Annotated in this window: 13 protein-coding genes and 1 pseudogene; 1 reads left to right on the top strand and 13 read right to left on the bottom strand. The window is 36.3% G+C overall.

The annotated features are described in order from the left end of the window. Positions 1–290: 290 nt before the first annotated feature. Entirely contained in the window at positions 291–2033 is a 1743-nt protein-coding gene (locus AC1TO9_RS17980) for an ABC-F family ATP-binding cassette domain-containing protein (protein ID WP_482060061.1), read from the bottom strand. A 289-nt stretch (positions 2034–2322) separates the two neighbouring features. Then, a complete protein-coding gene (locus tag AC1TO9_RS17975) occupies positions 2323–3033 on the bottom strand; it encodes a nuclease-related domain-containing protein (protein ID WP_482060060.1) in 711 nt (236 codons plus the stop codon). Between the two features lie 175 nt (positions 3034–3208). Here AC1TO9_RS17975 and AC1TO9_RS17970 point away from each other — a divergent pair, with 175 nt between their 5' ends. Next, the gene (locus tag AC1TO9_RS17970; protein WP_482060059.1) at positions 3209–4330 is read left to right on the top strand and encodes a WG repeat-containing protein; all 1122 of its coding nucleotides are present in this window, start codon (positions 3209–3211) and stop codon (positions 4328–4330) included. Between the two features lie 87 nt (positions 4331–4417). Here the strand turns inward: AC1TO9_RS17970 and AC1TO9_RS17965 are convergent, their stop codons facing one another. From AC1TO9_RS17965 to AC1TO9_RS17915, 11 genes and pseudogenes are all read right to left on the bottom strand, one after another. Further along, positions 4418–4576, bottom strand: coding sequence for a hypothetical protein (locus AC1TO9_RS17965; RefSeq protein WP_482060058.1), 159 nt, complete (start codon positions 4574–4576; stop codon positions 4418–4420). Positions 4577–4778: 202 nt separating this feature from the next. Further along, a pseudogene (locus AC1TO9_RS17960) lies at positions 4779–7063 on the bottom strand (DEAD/DEAH box helicase family protein). Next, positions 7047–7373 (bottom strand): nucleoside triphosphate pyrophosphohydrolase, encoded by a 327-nt coding sequence (locus AC1TO9_RS17955; protein ID WP_482060057.1) that lies wholly within the window; start codon positions 7371–7373, stop codon positions 7047–7049. The pseudogene AC1TO9_RS17960 and the gene AC1TO9_RS17955 overlap by 17 nt, the downstream one beginning before the upstream one ends. A gap of 35 nt (positions 7374–7408) precedes the next feature. Next, positions 7409–7615 (bottom strand): hypothetical protein, encoded by a 207-nt coding sequence (locus AC1TO9_RS17950; RefSeq protein WP_482060056.1) that lies wholly within the window; start codon positions 7613–7615, stop codon positions 7409–7411. A gap of 791 nt (positions 7616–8406) precedes the next feature. Further along, complete coding sequence (locus AC1TO9_RS17945; protein ID WP_482060055.1) at positions 8407–9483, bottom strand: response regulator; 1077 nt, start codon at positions 9481–9483, stop codon at positions 8407–8409. Then, on the bottom strand, positions 9470–11641 hold the full coding sequence (locus AC1TO9_RS17940) for an ATP-binding protein (RefSeq protein ID WP_482060054.1): 2172 nt from the start codon (positions 11639–11641) through the stop codon (positions 9470–9472). Before AC1TO9_RS17940 ends, AC1TO9_RS17945 begins: the two co-directional genes overlap by 14 nt. Before the next feature lie 574 nt (positions 11642–12215). Then, on the bottom strand, positions 12216–13451 hold the full coding sequence (locus AC1TO9_RS17935) for a DNA cytosine methyltransferase (protein ID WP_482060053.1): 1236 nt from the start codon (positions 13449–13451) through the stop codon (positions 12216–12218). A gap of 65 nt (positions 13452–13516) precedes the next feature. Then, positions 13517–15538: an AIPR family protein gene (locus AC1TO9_RS17930; protein WP_482060052.1), complete on the bottom strand. Its 2022-nt coding sequence runs from the start codon at positions 15536–15538 to the stop codon at positions 13517–13519. Next, a complete protein-coding gene (locus AC1TO9_RS17925; RefSeq protein WP_482060051.1) occupies positions 15531–16550 on the bottom strand; it encodes a PD-(D/E)XK motif protein in 1020 nt (339 codons plus the stop codon). The genes AC1TO9_RS17930 and AC1TO9_RS17925 overlap by 8 nt, the downstream gene beginning before the upstream one ends. Beyond that, positions 16540–19320, bottom strand: coding sequence for a Z1 domain-containing protein (locus AC1TO9_RS17920; protein ID WP_482060050.1), 2781 nt, complete (start codon positions 19318–19320; stop codon positions 16540–16542). The genes AC1TO9_RS17925 and AC1TO9_RS17920 overlap by 11 nt, the downstream gene beginning before the upstream one ends. Continuing rightward, positions 19320–20915 carry an ATP-binding protein gene (locus AC1TO9_RS17915; protein WP_482060049.1) on the bottom strand — a complete coding sequence of 532 codons (1596 nt, stop codon included), beginning with the start codon at positions 20913–20915 and terminating at the stop codon, positions 19320–19322. Before AC1TO9_RS17915 ends, AC1TO9_RS17920 begins: the two co-directional genes overlap by 1 nt. Between the last annotated feature and the right edge of the window lie 182 nt (positions 20916–21097).

Raw genomic sequence — 21097 nt, 5'->3', positions numbered from 1 at the left:
TTTATAAAAGTAAAGTAAACTTATACAAAATAATAAAATACCTTAATGTTTAATTAGTTTACTTTGATTTAACAAGAGTCAGAATGCAGAAAGAACCTGACGGAATTCATGATTCCGTCAGGTTCACATATCGATCTGGTGTGATTTATGGTTTTTGGTAGTGCATTTTATGATATTCAGTGGTGCAAGAAACGGTTAGAGTGGTGCAATCGCGTGATAATATTCAAGTAGCCCTAATTCCCAGTACAATAAATCGATACTTGTAATCATTTCAATCAGAGGGTTGTGATTTAAAGCAACTTAATCAGCTCTTCTAGCTCATCAACCAATACTTTTGCATGTTCAAAATTAGTATCTTTTAATGCCAATTCTATTTTCGTTTCAAGTGATTTTTTATTTTGTTCCATTTCTAAATAGTCTCTATCAAAATGACGAGCATAAATCATCTGTTTAAATTTTTTCATAGTCATTTTTCTAATCTTCTTATTCTCAATGATTAATACATAATCCATACCATTTACGACAGAATAGAAATCATGAGAAATCATGACAATCGCACCTTTATAGTCTTCAATGGCTTTCTCCAGCGCTATTTGTGTATAGGTGTCTAAATGACTTGTCGGTTCATCAAGAAGCAATATGTTTGCTTTACTGGCAGATACTTTAGCCAATTGAAGCATATTTTTTTCTCCACCAGATAAAGATTCAATCTTTTGATTAACGATTTCGCCTTCAAAACCATAATTTGAAATATATGATCTAACCTCTTCATAAGTTGCAAACCCAGCATCGATGAATTCTTCTAGTATTGTATTAGAATCCTTTAGCATTTCGCCTTGAAACTGAGATAAATAAGCCACTTTAGCATCAGCATTTATTTCAATGAATTCATGATTATTATTAAATATTTCTCGGAGTAACGTCGTTTTCCCTGTACCGTTTGGACCGATAAGGGCTACTTTATCCGTAGATTTTATCTCAAAGTTAACATTCTCTAGAAGCAACTCATCAAAGGCAACACCATAATTACTGACATTTATAACCGTGGTGTCTTCTTCCAGTTCATTATCAATATCTAAGCTAATATTCGGTTGCTTAATATCTACGAATGGCACTTTAAGTCTACGTGCTTCCAATCTTTCTTGGAATCTAACTCTAGCTTTGAGTGCTCTCCCTCTAGATGCTTCTGAATTATATGTTGCGATAGCTCTAAGATTATCGATGATGCTCTCGTTTCTCTCAATTTCTTCACCCTCAGCGACTGTGAGTTCTTGTAACTCAATCTTCGTCTGAAGTAATGAGAAGTTATATTCAATATATCGCCCATCAAACTCTTGGATCTCCATGTTCTCAAGGTGCAACATTTTGTTGAAACAATGATTCAATAGATATCTGTTGTGCGTAACAACTAGCAGCATTCCTTTGTGAGAATTAATGAGGTTCTTAAGCGCATTTAGGTTTTCAAAGTCTAAAAATACATCTGGTTCGTCCATAATCATTAAGTCTGGACTACTTAGCATTTCCTTCATCACCTGAATAAGTTTGAATTCCCCTCCACTCAGGTCGGATACCCTAAGATCTTTTAGCTTCATGAGGTTGGCTAAATTTAGTTTCTTATTAATGTTGCTCTCAAAATTATCCCCATCCATTGAAGCAAATGCGTCTAAAGCCAATTGAGACTTATCTAGTAACGAATCGATATCCGCTGATGTTTCCATTTCAGTGTAAATAGCATTTATTTCATTTTGTATCTTAATAAATTCTTCCCCTATATATTCGAACACTGTTGTTTCTTTCGTTTTGTCTAGTTGTGAGAACTGACTTACATACCCGATTGTGCAAGTTGGATCCATCTCTAGCTTGCCTTCGAACATATGTCTTTCTGGATCCATCAATATATCGATCAGTGTACTTTTCCCACTGCCACTTGTTCCTATAAAAGCGCAATGTTGTCCCTCTTCAAGCGTAAATGAAATGTTGTTATATAGTTCTTTTTGCGGAAATGAGAAGGATAAGTTATCAACTTTTATCATAGTATGACCTTTCTTTATAACTAAATTTGTGACTATTATTAGATGTATTGAGGAGCATTGATTTTTGAGTTTACCGTTGAAAGAATAACACTTTTTACAACTAACTACAATCATTCCTTATAAGATACGATGCTTTCGATTGTTTACATACTAGAATTAGCATATGGGGGAGTTTATATTCTCACCATATAGGTGTGGATTTTGTCTAAAACTTCTTGTGTAACTGAAGCGGGAGCTAGTCCAACAGTAGAGCGTCCTTTATTATAGCGTGTTGCAATCATATCCTGTCTTACTTAGATTTATTCACTCCACTAGCTTTCTCGACATGCTCAGCTCTAACACTTAGATCTGTGATGTTCGCCTCTAACAGAGAATCATAGATCTTCTGAATATCCGGTTCAGATAATATTTTCTCTGGCTGCTCCGCTTGAATTCGAATCATTTTCCGCCCAATATATTCAGACAACTCAACGTCATACACTATGAGATCATCGGATTGTATTTGTCTCAGTTCAGGATCGACACTAAAGCGACAGCGCATCGTAAAAGAAACTAATGAGATGTATCTGACTTCTTTATAACTCGGTAGATAACTATTAATAGCCTGAATATGACCATAGTTCTGCATGAATGGATTGTACATTCTATACCGATTATTAACTGTCCATGATTTTTCATAACGCTTGCCCTTGATCTCACCATTATAGTTCTTAGTCTCAATCACGAACAGACCTCTAGGTGTGATCACAACGTGATCAATCTGTGAATAACCCGTAGGAGACTTGGCGTTCACAACCATCAAATCGCTTAAATACATGCATCCCTTAGAAAGCTGATCGAGCTGAATGTTAATTTTATGTTCGCCCAATTCACCAATTCGAGTCGGTTGCACTTTGGGCTTTGGCTTGCTGGGAGCTGCTTTAGATTTACTTGCCGTTGGTTTCGGATTCTTCTTCTTAGCTGGGGAAGCTGTAAACATGGATAATAGTTTCTTAAACATATTATAGGTGCTCCGTTCATATGTAATTGTGGTGCTTCAACACTCTAGCGCAGTTCCTTCGTCCTTAGTCTAACACACGCTCTCTCCGCTCGAAATGCAAATGTAATCGATACATAACCAATCCACCATTTATACGTCTATAATAATGAGAATTCATTTACAAAGGAGCTTGAACATGTTAAAGAAATTTGGATTAGCCTTATTAGTTCTGTTTACTTCCACCACAATGTTGGACACTGGATGGGCAGCTTCAAACACGACACAAATCCAAGTCTCGAACACACCTGTAGACTATATGATTGCTCGACCTGGAAGTGATGGTCATTTCCATAATGGCTTGTTATTAGCGGAAACATCGGATGGCACGCTTGTGTATTATAACACCAAGGGGGATATAGCTTTTACTCTGCCTGAAGATATTGAACCTATCACCGGAGGCGACTTCCACGAGCAGCGGGCACTCGTCATTAATACAAAGACGAATCTCCTTGGCTACATTAACACCAAAGGGAACTTAGCTATTCCCTGTCAGTATACTTCAGCTGGGCATTTCTCCGAAGGCATAGCCCATGTAACAATGGCCAATTCTAGTGAACAAACATTTATTGATAGGACAGGGAAGGTCGTTACCCATTTCACCGAAGATTATAGTTCTGATTATTATTTCACAAATGGCCTGGCTATCGCATATGCTCCACAAAACTTCGATAAAATCGGCTACATCAATACAAAAGGCGAGTTGGCCATTCCATATCAATACACCTATGCCCGTGGATTTTCCGAAGGGTTAGCTCTTGTACAAATCAGTAGCAAAGGCTTTTATGGATATATTGATACAACTGGCAAAGTCACTATTCCTCTTCGGTATCAAGCCGGTGGTGATTTTTCCAAAGGTTTAGCGCCCGTACAAAATGCTAAAGGAAAATGGGGCTTTATTGATAAAAAGGGGAAGATCATTATTCCTTTTCGGTATAGCAACGTGAACGATTTCAGCGAGGGTCTAGCTGCAGTTTATAATAGCCAAGGAAAAGTGGGGTTTATCAATACAAAGGGGCAATTGGTTATTGCTTATCAGAAATATAATAGAGCATCTAAATTCAAAGAAGGGATCGCTTTAGTAGGTATTACAACGAAATCAGATCCTATCGGTAAGTTTGGATATATAGATCGCCAAGGAAAACTGCTTACCAAGCTTGAATATATGAGAGAATCCTCCTCTTTTAGTAATGGCTCAGCTGTAGCACTCAAGTCCATGTATACGGCATTTATCTTGACAAAGGAATCGCCTTCACAATAAAATCTGAAATAAACTTGACGGATCTATCAATTTTATCATTTTCTTTTTAGTCTTATATGTATTTCATGTCCTGTTGAGCGCATTACATTATGCCATTGCTCGCATAACCATCGATCGTTGTATTTTCCTCCATTTATCCCAAGATTGAAGCTTTTGCTCAAATAAGCCACCGTGCGAATAATCTACTTTACGCTCCTCCGCCCCAGACTTGGCAGGCGCCGCCAAGTCTGAGGTTGTTACTAACAAAGATAGAATGCATCACTTCGACCTTTCTACACACCATAGAAGAACGTTGCACAGAACTCCTTGCTTTATTTGTATTACTAATTTTACTTACATTCTTACGTACACTTCTTTTCTTTTTCTTTTTTGTTGGCTGCAATAGCCCTGCAATAACACCGAGAATAATAATTCCAATGAAATACCAAATTATCACTTCCAGATCTATTTAAACCCCCGCTTCCTTCTGTTCTCTCCGCTCAAAATGCAAATGCAACCGGTACAGACAAATCTCTTCTGTCCAGCGGTGCAACACAGCCTGATCCTCCACGTCCACCTCGAACCCGAGCGAGAACAAGCCATCTTCGAAACATGTCATGCTACCCTTCGCTCCACTTAGTCATGGGCATAAGAGCGATCAGTTGAGCTATTTTCGTTGCAGTAGCTTCATTCCACTCCCACAGCTTTCTCGAATCCTTATCGGCAAAATCAATCCGTCTGCGATATTCCCTCTCAGTAAGATATCTATGGAAGAATTCAGCCACCTCATCCGAAGTCACGGGATCTGCCCATCGTACCTCACCACGCTCCAACATATAGAGTAATACGATCATTTTGTAACTCTTCGTCATCACCGTTTTCTCAACATCGCGAATCCAAGCTTCATAACGAATGTACAATTCACTTTCACGTTCACTTAACAATTCCGGCCAATGCAGAAATCCGATATAAGAGCCGAATTCATTCTTGTATTGTTGGCTAACCGAGTTCCCATGCAGATGAAGCTCTAGGTATGTCGGGATTCGTCCCAACTCCTGCTTCAAGCTGACGAAGTCATGGTGAAGCTTCTCGCGGTGGGGTAGTCTTTTACGAGACAATTCTTGTAGAAGATTGACTACCTCTGTATCTAAGCGAATCTCACAATTCAGTGGTAGCGTAGGTATGATCTCCTCGCGTTTGCCCTTGCCAGCATCTTCATTCGGTTCTGCAAAAAGCTTCAGCTTCACATCAGCATTCCGATAATTACCGATCAGATCAATGATAACGCAGTGAGATTTCCCGTCTGCCAATCGCAACCCTCGACCTACTTGTTGGGTAAACACCGTAAGCGACTCTGTCGGACGTACGAACAATAACGTGTCCACGCTTGGAATGTCCGTTCCTTCGTTGAACAAGTCGACTGTAAAGACAACCTCCAGTTACCTTGACTCCAACGCTTGAATCACATCTCCACGAGACATCTCTGTTGTACGCGAATGTAGACTAAGCACAGATACACCCTGACTGCGAAAATAGGCCGCCAAGTAATCCGCCTGTTGAATCGAAGAACAGAACCCAATCGTCCGAGTCTGTTTATGACTGTCCCAAGCTTCGCAAATCTTCTCCGCCTGTGACTCTTTCAGTTGAGTTAATAGTAACTGTTCATCGTCATAACGGCTTCCGATCCATCTAATCTTCGTATAGTCTGTCTCATCAAACACACCTATATATTGAAATGGAGCCAGCCGCATGATGGAACTCGTCCACAATAATCAGATCGAAATCATCTTCTGCAAAGCCTTCACGGTGTTTCTTCATACCCAACGTATAGATGGAAGCAAAGACACAATCGGCCTCTCCCTCATTGAACTGTCCATTATATATCCCATATAATCTATCCGGCATGATCCGTCTGAAAGACTTTCTTGCTTGGAAAAGAATCTCTTCACGATGCGCGATAAACAACACTCTCTTAAAACGCTGCGCAAGGAATCCCGCGAGATACGTCTTGCCCAGCCCCGTCGCCATAACCACCATAGCCTTATCATACTGCTCTTCAAGTGTGCGCTCCAACGCTTCCAGTGCCGCCTCTTGAGCAGGTCGAGTTGTTATCGGAACAAGCGAAGCTTCACTCTCTACCTCCATCGGCTCCTCTTGCATACCATTTCGGATCTCTGCTTCTTCCATCTCTGTGATCCTACGAATTAGTTCTGGATTCTTCTGATGGTATTGCAAATACTCCTACTCATATAGATGGATTGAATCAGGATTAACAGGTAGCGTTGTTTCGTTATAAAAGCTCTGCATGAACTTTTCCAATGCATTCTGGAACGTATATGGCTCAGCTTACGCATTCATCGCTAGATTCCATTCAAATCCTGTCTTCAAAGCAGAGAATGAGAAATTAGAAGAGCCAACAATTAATAGCCCTTCTCCATTGTCATAGTCGAACAAATAGGCTTTGGGATGAAAAGACGTCCCCATACTGCGCCACAATCGCGCCTCTATTCTATCATCAACGGCACATAATCCCCGAAGACCTTCCGGCTGCGTTATATATAAATAATCTCCCGCTAACATCTTGACCTCGGTTCCACGATCCAAGGCATTTTTCAAATGTGGCGCCAACAAACGTACACCCGATTGCATAAAAAAGGATGTCATAATATATATGCCCGATGCATTCTTCATCCCTGCAATCAAATCATCAGCCAAATTATCTGTAATTAACTTGATATTAAGCTTCATCGACATCGATCAGATACACTCGTTCCTGGAACCCGCCCCGTGCTTTCGCCTTATCTGAGCGAATCTTCTCAAGCTCCGCCCAATCCGATCCATGCGCCTCTGCCAAAGCCCGAATGACTTCCAGCATATCTGCTAGTTCTTCCAAAGCTTCTTGATTATTCTCAGCCTTGAAATATTCCTCTGATTCTTCGTTAAGCTTTACTTTCAATTCTATTGTGTATTCTTCTGGCTCCAGAATGCGAGTTCTGCACTCTTTGCCCGTGGATGTAATGATGAATGGAATACGATCTCTTACTAGTTTGTTATATGTAGGCATGGGAACATCCCTTTCGTGTGTGAGATAAATAATGATTAATTGTTCATAAGGAATGAGTGTGTCTCTAGGTTAGATCCTAAATTCGGGAGATTTTCGTTGCAGTAGCTTCTTTCTATTCCTACAGCTTTCTCTAAACCTTTTTCTGCGAAATCAATTCGACTGCGATATTCCTTCTCCGTTAGATAAGTTTGGATGCATCTAGCCATCTCATTTGGTGTTACTGATTCTGCCCAGCGGTTCATCCCACGCTCCAGCATATAAAGAAATATGATTAGAAAAATAATCAAGGGGGGGAGATTGTGAAGTCTATTGGGTCGGACTACAATTTAGAAAAGTTTTGTATGTCAAAGGTTTCAGTTCTGACTTATAAAACGAAAAACCGAGTGTGATCAGGAATATTACCAAAGATCTCACTCGGTTAATTGAATGCTTTATATGACGATTTATTTGATATTTTATATTCTTTATTCATTGCTTTAGCCTAGCTTATCACGACTCTATTTATTATAGCACTGGGTTATTTATTGGTTACACCGATCATATTTTAGAACTTCGACGCCTTCCACATTTGTAGTTTTCAGGAACATATCCTATTAAGGTCTATCTGTTACAGTCCGTAGAATCCAATTATTATTTGCGGACGTCTTGGGAAATCCAGTTCATTATTATTGAAATCTCACATCATTTTTACAACAAAAAAATATTTTGTCTATTCTGGAGTCAGTATACATCATCTACATTGTAATAATACATACAACTAGCGGCTTAAACCCAACCATTAAATGGTATTAACCCCGTCAAAACCAGATAATTCCCACTACACAAGGTTCTTGATTTTTATTTTCGGAACTAGTGTGTCTGATTAGTATGCGTTATGTAGCATTTCTCCATAATAATTCCTTCAATATCGCTTAATTAATTGGTGAACAGCAAGTAATTAAACACTATCTCCAAGTAACTTTAGAGCTTCCTTCATATCGCTTTACATCTTCGTCAGTCTTTATACACAAAGTTTTGAATTTATAATTTGATACTATCCTTCAGGATACAGTGTTTTTATAATTGCCTCAGCTTCCTTATCGTAATCGAAATCTGGTTGTCCTTGGCGAGCATAATACGCTGAAAACCTGCTTAATATATCTTTAACCAGCGAATCCTGTATTCTAAGTTCAACAGGATAAAATTCACTTTCTAATTCATCTGGAGAGTAGTTTATAACCTTCCTAAAATTAATATAACCTCCTTCAAAAATACTATTTTGAGGTAACCAATGATAATACTCTTTATTATTATTTTTTAATGTTGATAACAAGGCCTTTTTCCTTCTAGCTGCCCCTGTTTCCCCGATAACATTTCGACTAATATTTCTGTGATTATCAATCTCACATAGCATAACTCTATCAGTTTTCATTATTCCATTGTGTACCGCCAAGTCGCATGGTGGGGATAGAACTATATAATAAAATTCATCCTCTTTATTCTTCAGAATACACCCTGTTCTAATTTTAGATGTTAGAGGAGGCTTTATATACACCTCTTCAATACTATATAAGGGCATATTCTCGTCAAGGAGTTCATGAATATGAGCTATTGCATATCTGAGTAGTATTGTTTCAGTATCATCTCCCGATTTTTTAATTTTTTCCCAAATATTTATTTTGGGATAAAGGTTTTTCCAAAATACACGTGTCATTGTTTCTTCAATAATACCCTTGCCACCTATCACTTTAAATAATCCTGTATTTGTCACGCTAATTAAAGATTGGATTATTTCTTCATAAGTGCTTTCTCCTTTCTTATATATACGAATTGGAGAACCTTCTTCTAATATAGTATCAGGCGTCCCAGTCATAACAGCCACCGGAATGCGATACCTTTCGGTTATTGTATTGATAATATCATTACCACTACTACTATCACCAAGATTTATGTCAATAATAGCTCCATCATAGTTTTCTTTCAACTTATTCAAAGCAACCTCTAAAGAATTTGCAACATCTACAGTAATCAGGTATTCAGTACTTTCAAAGTTCATTCTCTCTATCGTATCTGCACATACGGATGCATCATCATCACTATCTTCAATTAATAGATATTTATACGTCTCCATTATTAGACTCCTTTGAGGAATAAAGTTGAAAATGGCACCCCTCAGATTTTTGCAATGCTATTAACTCTAATCCATTGCGTTGAGCTGCTTCTCCCGCTATTGCTAACCCTAAGCCCGTACCTGTTCCTTTAGGTTTAGTGGTAAACTCTGGTTCAAAAATAACACCACTTTCTAAAAGACTAGGTTCTATCCCAGGACCAGAATCCTTATAATCTATATACCAAACGCCATTACCTTCATTTTGAATTGAAATTTCAATATTCCTATTTCGGGTATTCTTGTGTACCATCCAAAAAATACTGTTATCCACAAGGTTTGTGAATATCGTATATAAATCCTGCCTCCATCCATTCCACAAAATTGATTCATCACCAGAAATTATTAAGTCTATACAATTTATCATAAGTTCATTTTCAAACACCTCTGTGGCGACTTTAATGGATTGTAGCAAACTAAAGTCGGATCTAGTTTCCCTCTTTTTTGCTGCCAGCGGATCTATTCGACTAAATAGATTCACAAAAATCGAAGCATTTTCTTCTACTCCGCTAGTTAAACTTAAAATCTTTAATAAATTATCATTAGAAGGAGATTCTTTGAATACTTTTCCATAGAAACTAATATTAGGTATCTGATTCTTAAAATAGTTCAGAGGACGACGCCCTTCGTGTAAGATCACATTAATTATTCGCCCTAATGTAGCTTGACCTTGATATATAGCAACGGCAGACTTAATATCATCAACAATTGCATTTTTTTCATTTTGCTCCTTTTCAATTATTTGCCCGATTTCGGTTATTGTAGAATCGCTTATTCCTGATTTCTTTAATGCGGATGATACTGACCGCTGTAAAACTGAATAATCGTAAAGCCTCTCCAATTCTTTTTCAACTTTTTTTGCTGGTTTTGATAAATCAGCATTCCTTCGGTATATATATCGTTTTTCTTGTAGTTTTGATAATACATAGGAGGTTTTCTCCTTTAAACTTTCATATGCTAAATTGCTTCTCAAGCCATCTCTTGCACTAGTCTCTTCTAATCCTGAGCTCTCTTCCGACTCTATATGTACATAGCCAATAACTTGGTTGCTACCAATATTTAATGAAGGATTCTGAACTCTTTGTTCATTCAGTTTTAGCCAATCAAAATCAGAATCGCCTAATGGACGAATCCTGAACCCATTTCTATATACACCAATGCCATTAAGACTATTAAGCAATTTCCTTGTTTCAAGATTTCTAAGATACTGACCTGTTGTTTCATCTTTCAAGCCCCTACCAATAAGTTGCTCAATTGAGTCCTTATCTCTGTCATAAACTCTTATATCTAATACAAGTGTTCCACAGTTGGTCGGTCCTATATTAACCTCTAATTCCTCGATTACAGTGTTACGTACTTTTTGATTGACATACTGTAACTGACCAATACCGTCAGCAGAAATCCGACCAGATATTTTATAATCATAAAAATCCAGTATTGGATATGGCTGTATCTCTTCTACAATTACATCTGTCTGCTCTAATGTAAAACTATCAAACACTAAAAATATTTTAAATTCTGTTTCCTGCTCAATAGGTGCATCAGGTGGAATAAGTTTCTTGAGTTCAAATCTTAATGTGTTTATTTGTTTAGTCCATTCCTCAATATCATTTTGAGAACCTTCAATTATCAATTTAGTACCAGTTATTTCAGTACAGGTACTAGTATCGATCAAAATATCAACATCATCCAAATATTTAGCTTGCGTAAACTGTTCCCATTCAATAAATAGTGTAGTTTTGTTGCTACTCTGATCTATAGTTTCTAAAATCAAATTCTCTCCTAATATATTTGCTGCATATCTTCCTATTCCTTTACGTCCTTGCATGATTCGACCTCTTGGGCTTTTTCTTCTCAGAACCTTATCATCAGTAGAAGGAACCATCCATTTTTCAGTAACATCCTCAAATGTCATACCATTTCCATGATCTTCTACTGTTATAAATAGCCGATCCCTGTTTTCGTTAACTTTAAAAGTTATTTTTACATCTGGTGAATCAGCATCATAAGAATTCTTAACCAATTCCAAGATAGCAGCACATTTATCTTGGATTAAATCTTCGCCAATAGTGATTAGATGCCGACCTGCTGGTCGAATTTTATACATTCCAGATTCGTTCATTTCTTTCCCTCCAATAGTGTACGTGTTGTATTAATTTCATCTTCATAAACTATTCTTCTTCATCTACAATATTTAATATGTCATTCGTATTTCAGCAAATAAAAATTATGTAACTATATACGTTATATTAGAAATTCTGTCCCTTTCGATATTCACCCTCTTTTGGATAAAAGAAAAAGCACTAGCTTAAGTGCATCTGTATCTCAACTTTGATCGAAGAATAGAATCTAATATTCATTCTGAATATCAACTTAGTCTCAGGGTATTTTTCCATATTCACTCACTAAAATTGATACAATTCTGCAAATATCAATAAAAAATCAGAACAATATGATCAAATATATGCACCTGAAATGAGGTTGATTTCCCATTTACAGATGCATTTATAGCACAAGAATAATTAATAACAATTCTTTGTTGTCTTGTATCCCTGTCCTTTAAAGATTCTCCAGATTAATATAGTTCCCAAAGTAGTAGCAAGTTATCTACCTGAAGAAGTCGCCGTATTCCTACATTTAGTTACTATCACTGTATTAAAGAACTATTAGGAGGACTCCAATAACTTTAATGGTTCCTAAACACCTTTTAACATTTGCTTTATTTTCAATGCTATGCTTTCCGCCATTAGTGGTGGAACTGCATTTCCTATTTGAGTAAATATAGCTGTTCTTGGACCTTCAAAAAAGAAATTATCAGGAAAGGATTGAAGCCTTGCAGCTTCCCGGACAGATATAGACCGCAATTGATTTATGTCTGGGTGTATATAATGATGTCCATCTTTTGCTATGTGAGCAACCACAGTATGAGAATGACTAATATTTGATCCAACTACTTTAAAACGATCTAAAAATGAAGTTAGATTCTTATGAGTTATTAAATATTCAGGAAGATCCGTGTACTTTAATCGAGTTTTTTCTTTGTTCCACAATTCTATTGCAATTTTATAAATACTTCTATCACGATTATTATGAGGTCTACTAATATTTTGTACTAATATATCAGTAGTATCTCTGATTCTGAATTTTTCGAGATACTCATTCGGATTTTTTGTATAATTGTAATCCTTTGTTTCACCAGGAACTAAGTTAGGTATATCTTCAAATATATCTGAAACTTTAAAATCAAATTCAAATCTCTCAAAGTCAGGAAAAAAGTAATTAGTACCTTTCACCCAGCCAATGAGTATAACACGTCTACGTTTTTGTAAAACACCAAATTCGCTTGCATCTAAAACTCTAGCCTCAATATCATATCCGGCTTCATTCATGATTTTCTTGACATCTTCAAACAATTTACCTTTCCCTGCTGTCAAGATTCCAGGGACATTTTCAAATACAAAAAGCTTTGGTTTGTACTTGTCTAAAAATTTAACATATTGTTTGTATAAATAATTTCTAGGATCATGCTCCTTATTATATGGGTCACGTGCTCGACCTACCAACGAATATGCTTGACAAGGGGGACCCCCAACCAATACATCTATTTCAGTTATTCCTCTACTTTTTAGACCCTCGTCAATAAATTGGAAAATTTCGTTAATACTATCATTTGAAATTTCTCTGTTAATTATACTATTTAATACACTAGGATTGACTGCGGAATACAATTCATCTCTAGTAACCTCTTTTCTGAGGTATTGACGATATATTTCGAGATCTCCAGCTTCTCTTAATGAGTAATAGACTGCTCTTGTTCTAAGTGTTTGAGCAGCATAATTATCCATTTCTATATGGGCCACAGGTTCAAAACCTTGACGTATGAACCCCTCAGATAGTCCTCCAGCACCCGCAAATAAATCAATAAAGTTCATAAATCCTTCCTTCTCCCAACAAATATGTTAATACCTATTATACCAGGGTACAAGAAAATATGAAACTATGAAGAAACTATCTCTAGATCTAAGAAATATCCCACTCTCTCTAATTCAATTATTATCCTTTCTGCTTGAATGACTTGCTTAGAAGATAACGCATTACCTTGTTTAACAGCTTTCCCTATACTAACTGCTAAACTTCTTTGCCATGGTAATAAATTATTTGTTTCCTTGCTCCAAGCTGCAATATCAAACCAAGCAGACGAGTTAATTTTCGTGATATCTTCATTTGATCTAATGTTAATATTCTTACTATCTTCAATATGAAATTCAGGTATTTCATCAAATATTCCAACAGGCAGTTTAGTCTGTTGGAAGGATTCCCAACATTCCACCTTTTTACACCATTCAGTGACATTACCATTACCTGGCACTTGTATAATGTGTCGATGTGCATATTGAGAAATCCTAGCTATTATTTCTTCTAATTCCAAAGATAATTCTTGTGATTTCCATATCTTTTCTAGATTTATTAAATTAGTAGAAGCATAACTTAACAATGCCAACGTGTATGTTACAATATTGGCTCGATATCCACCATACTTTTGTTTTTGAACAATCTTTTCTGTTCTATAAAATAATATTGCTTTAGCGACCAAATTTTCAAAATACTTTGGATCGGGAATTAGTAACTCATCCTTTTCACTCATGGTAACTGTGAATTCAATGAAGTTTTTTTGCGCCCCTCTACTTACGATATGAGGGAAATGATTCCATGTATTCTCGAATTTAGCTAAATCAGTTTTTGTAAATAATTGATTTTTGGGATGTGTAGTTTCAAAATTCCTTTTTTGTGCTGGAGTTGTTGCTCTACCTTTCTCATCCATATATTGACCTCTTGCTCTTTCATAAAACCATCTGGTCTGTCTTTGCATTCCTTTAATAACAGGTGCCCATACTGTCCTTGATAATTCCTCCATTTTTCTATGAAAAGGATCATTAGCAGAAAAATCTGCCGTTTGAATCTTATTTTGATTATTAGCATACTCTGAGATGCGAGGGACTATTTCATCAATTCTATTAGCATCCAAAATAATAGTTAATTTCACTTGAACGAATAGATTTTTCAAATCAACCTTATCATTTTTAAATGCATGGTAAATTGAAGCGGTAGTTTGTCCACCGTTGACTATTTGTAAATCTTTGATTGCTTTAATTGCTACAGTCCCATTACTAAGATTAGTCAATTCCACACTCTCTGCAACAGCAGAAAGGCCATTATTATAAGCTAAGAACATATGTGGTTCGAATCGAATTGTCTGACGAATTCCTTTATTCACACTACCTCTTGCCTGTAAATATGATCTTACGTTTCGTTCTAATAACCTTGGTCCATATGTACCATATAGGCTGACGAGAACTTCTCCTGGGAAAACTGCTAAAAATGTAGTGTACTCTGGGTTTTCCTCTGGCATGGGCAGACAAGGAATGTGGGCACCATGATCAATAAAGTCAATTTCAATTATCTCTCGCCTTTGACCGGAACTCCATGAACGATATAATCTTTCAATATCCCAAACTTGTAGCGTCACTGATAGGCCATTTACATCTACTTCTTCAATTGCGTCAGCTTTTGCAAGACCGTCTGTAATATAAAAAATTTTCAACGAAGCCAAAGCATCTTTTGATTCATATATCTGTAGTGCTAAATCGAATATAGGAGATGCTTCTTCTAATGATGTGTGTATACCTGACATACATTTTTTATAAAAACTTAAAACTCTTTTATTAGCAGCTTCCAGATCACTCTTTCTAACAGATTCAGGTGGATATGCTGCAGTATATCCTGTCACGAAGAGAACCATGTGCTCAAGTTCCTCAGAATAACTATAACCATTAACCTGCATTCCTCTTCCACGATACGAACATACGTGACCATCATCTAACTCACCTAACTCGCACAAGTAGTCAATAAATAATTGGGTTAATTGATCTTCCCGAAAAATTTCTTCACCTTCCACTTCAGATAGGCTTATTATCTCTTGTTGAAAATTCTGAGAAAACTCCAATAATGTTTTACCCATTTTTGTATTCTCCAATCATTCGAATAACCTCATCCTCTTGCACCGAGTAATTTTTGCATTGTGATATCATAATTGAGTATTTAACATCACCTACTCCTCCTATTAGATCACTTTCAATTATGCGAGGAAATCCATCCTTTATTATAAATAGATTATATTCTCTGATACTATATATAGGGGTAATATAACGATTACAGTGAACATCTAAATATCCTGAAACAAATAACTGATCTTCAAATAATTCTGCAAGTAGAGGTACTTCAAGAACTTTGTTTCTAATCTCTTGTACAATATCATTTAACGAATGTCCTTTTCCGGACTGGTTATCTAAGGATAAATGACATAAATATAATACATTTGTTTGGCTAGTATCAAGTTGCCTTTCGCTGGAGATATGCAATTTTTGGTGTTGTTTTGTAATCGATGTCTTTACTTCCAATGAGCAACTTTCAAACAGAAAATCGTGTACTGTCTTTTCAGGTCCCTTCCATGCTCGTAAAACTATATTTTTTTCTACTCCTATATCAAGTAATCGATTAAGAAAATAGAGTTCCCCAAACAATCCTCTTTGTGCTTCCTCACCAAGTCCTTCAAAATGAAACCTTTCTAGGAACTTTTGCCACCTCAATAGTCTTGATACAACACCTTCAATTGAAACTTCTACATCGTTTGCATCTATATGATCCAAAATATCATTTACTAATGCACTAAATAAATCATGGTACTGAGGCTTCTTGACAATAAGGAATAGAGTCATACAATTATCGTCTTCATCGCCAAAGTAACGAATATTTCCTTCAAATCCATTTGTTTGAGGTAAAGAACCATAATTTCGTAGAATCTTATATTCTGCTTCCAATAAGAACAATCTTCGATTTGTTTCAAGATCAATCCCTATAAAAAGTTTACATCTCCAAGTTGGATCGATCAATCTTTTAACTATTCCATTCCTATTATTACCTTGTGAATTAAGTTCAATTTGTTCCCATAACTTCTCTATGTCAATCTTCATTATACATATTTCTCCAATACGTGGTGTCTACTAGATAATCTATGTTTATTGATTTAAGACTCTTAGGAAAGCTAATCGAATAACCCATAATTGGCTTACTGGAAAACGGTGTGGAGAATATTGCGTTGTTAAGTGGGTACAGTAGTAATAGTCCTTTATTTTTAGGGCGTATAGCTCTTATATATGGACCACTTGGAGTATCAGGTTCTTCTTTCCTTCTTTTCTTAGGATTTTTATTCCAAGCTTCAATTGTATGTTTTAACGCAATGCTTATCTCTTCTTCATCTAAATCATACTTATATTCGTCAGGTGGACTTAGTAATCTACCTTTTGATAGCATCCATTTCTTGAGATCTCTTTCACTATCATTCCCACGCTCAATCAATCCAACATCCAAATGGGCTATCTTTGTTTTTTCCTTTTTACTATTTGAGACTAATACTACCGTCCAGTCAGTTAATTCATCATGAGTTAATAATTTTTTTATATACATACATAACGTAGAGGGCTCTGCTTTTCTTGAAAGTGGATGTGTTCGATAACCCTCTAATAATTCAATAATTTTAGTTCCATTCACATTTCCCCAACGCCAAGAACCATAAGGATTTTCAGGAGTCCCCAACTTTTCAAGCCATTTTTCAATTGTGTCATAATTTTTTTCAGCAATCTCTTTATCTTTGTGAAAAACGATAGTTTCGCTTATCCCTCCCGAAAATGAAACTGACATCTTTGTTCCATGTCTCAACTTATTAGCGGCTGTAATTTGTAATCCATCCGGATGCGTTCTTACCCGCAAGCCATAATCAATTGGCGTACCGCCTGTGGCTGCCATGTAGTCAAATTCTATACGTAATTCCTCATTCGCCATAGCAATATGTTTATACCACCCAACTAGTTCCTCACTTGTATACAATCGACATAGATCTAAGTACCCCGGTCTGTATCCAAACCACCTGCCCATTTGCATGAGTGTGTCATACATTTTAGAAGCTCGTAAATAATAACTTACAGAGAGCCCCTCTAGAGTTATACCTCGTGATAATTTATCTCCACCTATAGCTATTACACTCATCCCAAGTGGATGATCTCGGTAATCCAATACATCTTTTGCAAAACCATTAACAGTTTTGATTTGGATTTTTGCAGTAGCTTCAAAAAGATATTTCTCAACATCGCTCCAATTTAATGATGTAATTTCGGGATCAACTACTGCATTCTGGATAGTTTTCGTTACGTGTACGAACTCACTATTCCATAAATCCTCCAATTCACTTAACAAAGGCTTTGTTGAATTTCCAGGTCCAAATTCTAATATGTTTAAAATCCTTGCATGTTCTATAAATACAAGGTCTTTTATTTTTCCTTGTACAGGAGTAAATCTTGTTACATGAATTAGCATTGATTTGTGATCAGTTATTTGTCCCCTTGCCATTCTTGCAGCACATGAAATAACAAAAATCTTGATTGCCTTAATTAAGGATGGTGGAATAGCCACTAGATCATATTCCTTCTTGTGTTTATCAGGAATATACGTTTCATAATCATAGATTTCTTTTACTATTGGTAATCCGGAAGAGTTATCCAAACCAAGTTCACCATTATCTTCCAATCCAAACACTTGCACTGGACCAACATAGTTAGTTGGGGGTGGTAAATTCATTATGAAACTCCTCGGGAAAAGATCTTCACCAAATTTTTTAACATTTTCATTTTCATCTGGTGGATATATAAATATATTTGCAAATGGTGTTGCAGTATAACCAATATAAGAACTTTTATGAAAGGTTTTTAATAATTGCCTTATTAATCGATTAATCGTAGTTGGATCAGTCTCTACTAATACCTCTCCGTTTTCATCTCTTTTGGCTTGTTTACCATCTATTGATGCATTATCAGCCTCATCATCAATAAGTAAGAAAGGAATATTATCTCTAGTCACTTCCCCTGATTCACGATTAAAATTCCCGTCACTTTCAACCCACCGCAGAAGATTATTTAGCACTGATGCATTTTTTTTAACTACCAAAATAACGGGATCACCGCCAAGCATAAATCCGACGTTTCTGGCTATCTGTGTCTTATAATCCCCATCCTCTGCACTACTTGTTAATGAATGAATTACCAAATCTCCATGCTCAGATAGCTTTCCCACTCCAATCTTTCTGTTTGAATCTTTATACTCTCTGCTTAACCGAGTATCATATCCTAAAAAGTCTTCATCCAATCTAAGTTGAGTTTGACTACGTAGATCATTATGCATCCCAGCCATGACAATAATAAGCTTATAACCGGCATCGACTGCTTTACAAATTAGACCAGTATAGTTCAGGGTTTTACCAGATTGAACGTAGCCAACAACCATTCCTCTTCTGTCCCATTCTCCTGACCTCTTTGGATCTTCTAAACTTCCAAGAATGTTGTCAGTTATTCCGTTAAGCTTTGACACTACAATTGGAGGATATGATTTTACATCTTCTAGATAGTGTTTATAGCGATTCCAGAAACTCCATGGAATTTTACTTTTACGATCTGGAAGCCATACTAAATGATCAGTAGCATCCTCTAATTTAGTCTCATTTGCAACATAGACATTAGTAATACTCAAAATTTCTCTGTATAATCTGTCAGTATCTATTATTTGTCCTGGATATAGCGTGGTAAACATTGCGAAAACAGAATGCATTCTATTTTTAATAATTTCAGAAGTAATAAATTCTTCCTGTCGTAATATCATCATTATATTGTTACGTGCCATTTCCATTATGTTCATTAATTATATTCTCCTATTCTCTCACAAAGTGAAATGACATGTTCTGGGTATAGATCAAAGGGTTCCATTAGTAATAACCTTCTTTTAATTTGATCTAACGATAATCCTTGCTTAGAAAGAGAATTAAAACTCTCCTCTAATACTACGGTTAATTCTTTAGGAGGAGAGCCCTCAAAGGGCCCTCTCATATTATCTGGTTGTTCAGAATAATTTAGTAAGATCATCGGTATTGGGATAGTTTCCTCTAACATCTTTAACAAAGATAATAACTCACTATTTTTCTTTTCAAGAGCACTTAGACTACTTTGGATTAGTGGGTGCTCTCGATTTATTACATACGATATTTTTCCATGCTTAACAGTTTGTAGCCAAAGATAAGTAAAATCGGTCTTAGTATTTCTAGAAATCATCTTGCCTCTATGTCTATATATATTTGAGGCTCTATCTCTCGTAATGCTTGCTATTCTTTTAAGATCTTGACGAATGTTTTGGGGAGGCCTCGCTTTTGATTTTTTAACATCTATAGCCCATTCTTCATCAAGATCGTTAGGAATATCTATTTGTATTCGCACTAATTTATAATGTTCTTCTTTTTGAAAACCGAGCCCCAGCCAATCACCTGCTACAAGCATTCTCTTATTTCGATATACATAAAACCCTTGGTGTGCATTCCACCCTTTAGTACCTGCTGCATTTGCATGGTCATCATTTGACAGTTTAGAGTGATGGGGTAATATATAAGGCCGTACTTCTATACGTTTATTGTTTACAAATAAAGGTTCGACAGTTAATAGTTCTGTCGCTAGTTGATCAAGTAAAAATGGATTCCAAGGTGAGACTCGTTTATCATTAAACCATATTTTCAATAAATTAGGTCCTTCCAAAAATCTGTGAAAAACCATTGCAATATGTTTCTTAACTTGCGATGCATAGCTTAAAAAAGTTTCTTGTCCCTTTTCATCGTCCACATCCACACCATCAGCAATAATACGATCAAGTTTATCCCATAGAACAAATGTACCTTGTTCCATATTATTTAGATCATCAAGCATTAAATTTTCCGAGCCCTTCTTTAGTAACCGCCATTCCTCTTTTTTTGAAACATAATCTAAGTCCCAACACCTCACTGCTATTGGGCAGTCTTTCATTTTGGTTGCTACAGTTAATTGTTTACATTGTGAAAAGGTTGCAGTCTTTAAACCAAGACCGAATCGCCCTAAGTCACTAGGTGGTCTTGGTAAAAGTGGGTTTTTCGAACCAAGAATCATCGAATTAACAAGTTCCTCCTCTGTCATTCCATTTCCGTCATCTCTAATTGAAATCCACGATTTAGATCCGTTCCAATAGAAATCAATCCATACATTCTTTGATAATGCAGTAACGCTATTATCGATTAAATCAGCCAGCGCAGTAGATAAATCATATCCAAATGACCTTATTGAATGAATTAATGAATCAGCCTTTGGATTAGCAATATCGTAATCTTCATCCGTAGGAGTATATGACAAGTTTATCGCCTCTTCATTATTTATTATAATCCCTCCCCAAACTTTGTATTTACTATTCTTTAATCTCTTACCATTCCCCTCTCTCATTATAGTGAATCCAAAATAGCAATCTTAGCTTTACTATCTATTTTTATGGTATTATCGCAAAGTTAACAATCTAAAATGCACCATTTAGTGGATGGACAGGATATTCGCAAGTTTGCGCACCCGTTCGATTTTGTACACAGCTGTTTCATCGAAGATGACAATCGTTTTATCTGACGATCGAT

Source organism: Paenibacillus sp. Y916, from assembly GCF_056786435.1.
This window is presented reverse-complemented; position numbering and strand designations above follow the sequence as displayed.

Bases quoted from the DNA above. Each gene is read 5' to 3' on its own strand.
- AC1TO9_RS17980 (WP_482060061.1), bottom strand. From the start codon at position 2,033: ATGATAAAAGTTGATAACTTATCCTTCTCATTTCCGCAAAAAGAACTA.
- AC1TO9_RS17975 (WP_482060060.1), bottom strand. From the start codon at position 3,033: ATGTTTAAGAAACTATTATCCATGTTTACAGCTTCCCCAGCTAAGAAG.
- AC1TO9_RS17970 (WP_482060059.1), top strand. From the start codon at position 3,209: ATGTTAAAGAAATTTGGATTAGCCTTATTAGTTCTGTTTACTTCCACC.
- AC1TO9_RS17955 (WP_482060057.1), bottom strand. From the start codon at position 7,373: ATGCCTACATATAACAAACTAGTAAGAGATCGTATTCCATTCATCATT.
- AC1TO9_RS17950 (WP_482060056.1), bottom strand. From the start codon at position 7,615: ATGAACCGCTGGGCAGAATCAGTAACACCAAATGAGATGGCTAGATGC.
- AC1TO9_RS17945 (WP_482060055.1), bottom strand. From the start codon at position 9,483: ATGGAGACGTATAAATATCTATTAATTGAAGATAGTGATGATGATGCA.
- AC1TO9_RS17940 (WP_482060054.1), bottom strand. From the start codon at position 11,641: ATGAACGAATCTGGAATGTATAAAATTCGACCAGCAGGTCGGCATCTA.
- AC1TO9_RS17935 (WP_482060053.1), bottom strand. From the start codon at position 13,451: ATGAACTTTATTGATTTATTTGCGGGTGCTGGAGGACTATCTGAGGGG.
- AC1TO9_RS17930 (WP_482060052.1), bottom strand. From the start codon at position 15,538: ATGGGTAAAACATTATTGGAGTTTTCTCAGAATTTTCAACAAGAGATA.
- AC1TO9_RS17925 (WP_482060051.1), bottom strand. From the start codon at position 16,550: ATGAAGATTGACATAGAGAAGTTATGGGAACAAATTGAACTTAATTCA.
- AC1TO9_RS17920 (WP_482060050.1), bottom strand. From the start codon at position 19,320: ATGAACATAATGGAAATGGCACGTAACAATATAATGATGATATTACGA.
- AC1TO9_RS17915 (WP_482060049.1), bottom strand. From the start codon at position 20,915: ATGAGAGAGGGGAATGGTAAGAGATTAAAGAATAGTAAATACAAAGTT.